The sequence below is a fragment of the Bacillus sp. B2-WWTP-C-10-Post-4 genome, from assembly GCF_009183805.1.
In the GTDB taxonomy this organism is placed as follows: Bacteria; Bacillota; Bacilli; order Bacillales; family Bacillaceae_G; genus Bacillus_A; species Bacillus_A cereus.
This window is the reverse complement of the sequence record NZ_WEII01000119.1, coordinates 1-5,671: the sequence shown is the minus strand read 5'-3', so window position 1 is coordinate 5,671 and position 5,671 is coordinate 1. Positions and strand designations below refer to the sequence as shown.

Here is a 5,671-nt window from a genome sequence, read left to right as displayed (position 1 = left end):
TTAGATGTACAAAAGGATGCAGTGAAATTACAAGGTGATGTACAACCAGATACAATTGGTACAATCATTAAGCAATCTCTTCGTCGTTGTCCAACAGCTATTTGTATTTCATTCGGATGCTAATTTTGAATAACCCGATAATTTGATAACTTAATAATTCAATTGCACTTCTACTGTGCGAATATTTAATAGGGAGGAATTAATAATGAAAAATGCTTTTGATTTAGATGTACAAAAGGATGCAGTGAAATTACAAGGTGATGTACAACCAGATACAATTGGTACAATCATTAAGCAATCTCTTCGTCGTTGTCCAACAGCTATTTGTATTTCATTCGGATGCTAATTTTAAATAACCCGATAATTTGATAACTTAATAATTCAATTGTACTTCTACTGTGCAAATATTTAAATAGATGGTTCATCCCGTTTTTAAATTACGGGATGGATTTTTCTTTTAACTCAATTAAGAATAGGGTGGTTTTTATGAGTATTACAAAGATAAATGTAGTAAAAGAGAAGGAAGTAAAACAATCTTCATTTGAGGTATTAAATAATTTTATGGTACGTTCTCCACTTCTCTCATTAGATTTCTTTCACAAACAACTTTCAAATCCACAATTAAATAATTTGAATTTAGATGATACTCTTCTGTTTTTTAAAAATATAGTCGAAAATAACAAGGAAATAAAAGAAGCAATAGCGGTGTCTAGTACGTCTCTTCTTCAGTCAATACAACAAATTACCCCTGATAGTAAGCTTAAAAATAAAAGAAATGTTGTTAAAGGGATCTTCAGATACCTAAATCGTATCTCTACTCGAACAACTCCCTTTGGATTAAGTGCCAGCGTTGGAATGGGGAGGTTTTCTACTTGTAATACATCGGAAGATTATGCCTCTTTAAAGAAGTATGTGCAAGTAGATATGGAATGGGCTACTAATTTAATTAAACTATTAGAGTCTGATTTAAGCATAGTTAGGCAATTAAAAGTTAAATTGAATCAGGGCATAATGATTAACGGCTCAAGGGTAAAATTAAATTACTCAACAGATAGTGTCAATGATAAACAAGGTGAACAAAATTACGTTTCCACCTCAATAAATTATAATGAAGTAGTAGAGCAGGTTTTTGAGCATTCAAAAGAAGATATTAAATTTGGTGATTTATTACATAAAATTTATTCAACTCACTCTGACGTAGACATCGAAATTATTGAAAGATTTATATATGAGTTAGTTAAACAAGAATTTTTAGTAACAGAATTAAGATGTTCTAACGAAGATACAGATACTTTAAAACACATTTTAGGGATTTTGTCAGAAAAAAATAATATTCAGGTCATTGGGGCAGAACTTCACGATATATATATGAATATAAAAGAGTATGAAAGAGCTACATTAGGGGAAGGTTTATCACTTTATATGGATATCACAGAAAAAATGAAGCAGATAGTTCAAGTGAAAAACCCTTTAAAGGTGGATTTAATCTCTTTAAATAATGACTATTATATAGAAGAAACTCATAGAAAAGATATTGAAGAAATTGTTGAATTGCTATGTAAATTTACAGCATGGAATGGAAACATAAGTAATAATGATTTAAAAGAATATCACTCAAGATTTTTAGGAAAATATGGTTTAGACAGAGAAGTGCCAATTTTAGAACTTTTAGACAAAGAATTAGGTTTAGGTGCTCCTAATGGGTATCAATATCCTCCCCAAAATGAAGGGAATATTGAACAATCTTTTGGATTGGGACATGTTGATAGGGTCTTTCTAGATAAGATTACAGAGTGTTACTTAACAAATGAAATGGAATTATCTATAACTGATCAAGACATAGAGACTTTGAAAAGTCAAGTTGTTGAAAAAATAGCATTACCAGATTCTTTAGATGTCTACTTTTTTAGGAATGTAGGGAATGATAAACAGTATGAATTTATATTAGGACCGAATCCTTATTCAACAGGAGCAGGTACTACATTAGGCAGATTTATTAATTACTTAAACGATAGTGATAGAGAGTTTTGGAGGGAAATAGCTAAAAAAGAGCAAGAGTTACATCCGAATTCTATTTTAGCAGAAGTTTTGCCCACACCTATAAATAATCGTAATTTAAATGTTTGTCAGATTGGTGAGAGGAGAAGTCACCAAATTAATATAACCAATAACTTATATACGCGAAATAATATTAATTTAAATGATATTGTAATTGGCGCCACTCACGACAGTTTATTTATTAAATCTTTATCAATGGGGAAAGAAATTATTCCGTTAGCTAGTCATATGTTAAATCCTTCTCTTTGTCCAAATATATATCGTTTCTTAATAGAGATTGGGCAACAAAAAACAGGAAATAACTATCCATATATTTTTAGTAATATAACTAATCTTGGTATTTCATTTATACCTCGAATAACGTATAAAAAATTTGTATTGGCACCAGCTAGGTGGAATATAAAAACTTATTCTTTTAAAGAGTGCAAAAATGAAGAGGAGTTTTATAAGCATTTTAAAGTATTTAGGGAGAAATTTAATATTCCTAAGCTCGTCTTTTTAGTTCATTTCGATAACAGGATATTATTAGATTTAGAAAATAAAATTCATCTGAATGACTTATTTAAGGAAACTAAAAAAATCAAAGATAATTCTTTTATATCTCTAGAAGAGAGTCTATATACAGAAAGTACAGATATTAATCACTCGCAGGACTGCAAAGAATTCGTGTTCTCTTTGGTAAATAGAAAAAAATCAATTATAAAAGATGATAAAAATATAGAATTTTCAAAAAAACTACCTATTATTAGTGACAAAGAAAGAATGGAGTACCCATTTGAAAATTGGATATTTGTAAAGCTTTATTGTGTTAATGATCGACAAGAAGAGATGTTAGGGCAATATTTATATCAATTTATTAAAGAAAATAACTGGTATGAGAATTTCTTCTTTATGAGATTTAAAGATCCGGAATTTCATATTAGGATTCGATTTAAGGCAGACACAGAGGTTTTAATACATGAGGGTCTCCCTATTATTATAAAATGGATAAATACTTTAAAAGAGTTAGGCATTATTAATAGGGTAACTTTTGATACATATGACCCAGAGATAGAACGATATGGAGGGGCAATCGCTATGGAGAAGGCTGAAAAAATATTTTATTTAGACAGTCTGATTTCCCTAGAGTTAATTAGAAAAAAAAGGTTTGAAAATTTTTCGGTTTCTAAAGATATCTTAGCTTTTATTAATGTTAATCATTATATGAAATTCTTTAAATCAGACCTTACAGAACAAATAGAATGGCTAGATAAACGTATAGAATATAAGGAGTTTTTAAAAGAATTTAGGGAGAATAGAGATGAATATTTAAATTATTTTAAAAAATTTGTAGTGGAAGATACTTCTTCACTAACTGTGGATGAAAGCCAATTGATAAATCTTTTAATTATACGAGAGAATGCCTTAGCTGAATATGTTGAATATATTAGGCTCCTTGAACAGCAAGGTATTTTATATTCTAATATTGATAATATTCTAGATAGTTTAATCCATCTTCATTTAAACCGTCTTATAGGAATTAATCGAGAGTATGAAACAAAGGTATTGACTCTTTATCGACATGCATTACACAATTTTAACTTTCAATATACTATATAGTGATTTTCAGAAAATGAAACAGGAGGATAACAATGCAAGTAGATCAAACTGACAAATCCGTAAGCTTACAAAATATTATATTTGCATTCTCATATTGGCCTCGAATTTTTCTTTTCTTATGGCGGGCTAATTATGTATATTTAATATTTATTCTATTAATTAGCCTTTGTCGAGGACTAATTCCCGCTGTGTTATTGCTAGCTACACAAAACATTGTAAATAGTGTTAGTGAAACGATGGGAACTGTAAATTTCAGCTCTACAGCAGAAACTGTGCTACTGTTTATTGCTTTAACCATTTTTAACGAATTTTTGTCTATATTAGAAACGCATTTTACATCTATATACAAAACAAATATATCAAACCATATTAATGTTGAAATTTTTGAAAAAGTAGGCAAGTTATGTCTAGAAGATTTTGAAAATGCAGAGGTGCAAGACCAATTACAAAGGTCTCAACAAGAGGCTAATTATCGTCCCTTTGAAATATTCCAGCAAATTTTGTCTATATTTACAGGTTGTGTGACTTTGTTTTCTTCAGCGGCTATTCTTATTAATTGGAATTGGAGTATCGCGTTATCATTGGGGCTAATACCTATATTATTCTTTTTTGCTTATTTACATTTAGGTAAAAAAGAGTTTGTTATTCACTATAATCGTATCCCTAGGTATAGAAAATCTTGGTATTTAACTTACTTATTGACTCGAGATTCAAGTTTTAAAGAAGCAAAACTTTATCAATTACATGGTCACTTTTTAAATGATTACCAAAACATCATAAATGATTTTCTTAATGAAGATAAATCTTTGGCAAAGAAACGTACAATTTTATCATTATTTTCCCAAATTATAAGTAATGTTTTAATTGGTGGGATTATTATGTATATTGCCTTTGCTGCTTTTAAAGGAGAAATAAACTTAGGGAATTTAGTAGCATATATTTCAGCAGTTACTTTAACCTACAACAACTCACAAAATATAATGTTTAACATTGTAAATATTTGTAAAAATAATTTGTATATAGAGCAACTCTTTTCTTTTCTAGACTATCCTGTAAAAGAAGTAGATAACAAAGTAATAGGAAATAAAGTAAATAATAAAATTCTAAAAAAACCTATAGAGTCAATAGAGTTTAGAAATGTTTCTTTTAAATATCCTGAAACAGATCATTACGCTCTCAAGAATGTATCATTTAGCTTGAAAAAAGGAGAGACTTTAGCATTAGTTGGTAGAAATGGTTCGGGGAAATCAACATTAGTTAAATTATTGACATTGTTATATACAAATTTTGAAGGAGATATACTTATTAATGGAAGAAACATAAAAGATATACCCCCAACTAAGTTATACAGTGAAATAGGGATGGTTTTTCAAGATTTTGTGCAGTATGAAATGTCATTAAGAAATAATGTTGGTTTTGGGGATATAGAAAATTTGGAGAATGATGTTAAAATCAAAAAATCGCTTTTTAATGCGGGGCTTCCAAATTTAACTGAAAAATTACCTCAGAAATTAGAAACACAATTAGGTAAATACTTCCAGGAAGGGAACCAACTTTCTGGAGGCCAATGGCAAAGAGTTGCTATATCAAGAGCATTTATGAGGGATGCCTCGCTGTATATATTAGATGAACCCAGTGCAGCTTTAGACCCAAAAGCCGAAGCTGATATATTTCAAAGATTTTATACCTTAGTTGCCAATAAAATAGGCATCTTTATTTCACATAGGTATACTACACTACGGTATGCAAGTAAAATTATTGTTCTTGAAGAAGGAGAAATTGTTGAAGAAGGAAATCATTATGAATTAATGGAGAACGAGGGTTTATATTCTGAGTTGTACAATTTACAAATGAAACATTTTCAACAGGAAGAAGTAATAGATTTGTAACTTATAAATTGTAGAAAAGGAAGATATAGATGACAGTAACTAAAAATTTAAATTATATAATTCAAGAGGTAACAAGTAACTTAATTATAAATTTTAAAACTCCTGAAGAGTTAATGAAATTTATG

General features: G+C 29.2%; 3 protein-coding genes. All 3 read left to right on the top strand.

Features of this window, described 5'->3' with window-relative positions; translation table 11 throughout:
• Nucleotides 1-205 precede the first annotated feature (205 nt).
• The 3 genes from GBN78_RS30420 to GBN78_RS25675 all read left to right on the top strand — a co-directional run bounded on the left by GBN78_RS30420 (nt 206) and on the right by GBN78_RS25675 (nt 5,546).
• Entirely contained in the window at nt 206-346 is a 141-nt protein-coding gene (locus GBN78_RS30420; protein WP_153600587.1) for a type A lantibiotic, read from the top strand.
• Between the two features lie 140 nt (nt 347-486).
• Nucleotides 487-3,657 (top strand): lantibiotic dehydratase, encoded by a 3,171-nt coding sequence (locus tag GBN78_RS25680; RefSeq protein ID WP_193224757.1) that lies wholly within the window; start codon nt 487-489, stop codon nt 3,655-3,657.
• 32 nt (nt 3,658-3,689) lie between these two features.
• Nucleotides 3,690-5,546, top strand: coding sequence for an ABC transporter ATP-binding protein (locus GBN78_RS25675; protein WP_076775122.1), 1,857 nt, complete (start codon nt 3,690-3,692; stop codon nt 5,544-5,546).
• The last annotated feature ends 125 nt before the right edge of the window (nt 5,547-5,671 follow it).

Bases quoted from the DNA above. Each gene is read 5' to 3' on its own strand.
- GBN78_RS25680 (WP_193224757.1), top strand. From the start codon at position 487: ATGAGTATTACAAAGATAAATGTAGTAAAAGAGAAGGAAGTAAAACAA.
- GBN78_RS30420 (WP_153600587.1), top strand. From the start codon at position 206: ATGAAAAATGCTTTTGATTTAGATGTACAAAAGGATGCAGTGAAATTA.
- GBN78_RS25675 (WP_076775122.1), top strand. From the start codon at position 3,690: ATGCAAGTAGATCAAACTGACAAATCCGTAAGCTTACAAAATATTATA.